Origin of the sequence: Corynebacterium sp. HMSC069E04 (assembly GCF_001813175.1) — a bacterium.
In the GTDB taxonomy this organism is placed as follows: domain Bacteria; phylum Actinomycetota; class Actinomycetes; order Mycobacteriales; family Mycobacteriaceae; genus Corynebacterium; species Corynebacterium aurimucosum.
The window spans coordinates 1-242 of sequence record NZ_KV811709.1; the positions used below are offsets into that span (position 1 = coordinate 1).

Genomic DNA, 242 nt, shown 5'->3' on the forward strand with positions numbered 1-242 from the left:
AGAATTTCTCGGTCTACGGCGTCCGCAAAATGTGGCACGCGATGAACCGTGAAGGTTTTCATATCGGCCGCGACAAGACTGCACGACTGATGAAGCTAGCAGGTGTTTGCGGCCGCAGACGTGGACGAACCCCGTGACAACGATTAGCCCGAAGACACTGGATCAACGCCCAGACCTAGTGCAGCGAGACTTTCGTGCACAAGCACCAGGAAGGCTGTGGGTTGCCGACATTACCTACGTTC

The 242-nt window shown here is 55.8% G+C and carries 1 pseudogene; it reads left to right on the forward strand.

Annotated features, from left to right (window positions below):
* A pseudogene (locus HMPREF2896_RS12755) lies at positions 1-242 on the forward strand (IS3 family transposase); the annotation flags it as partial.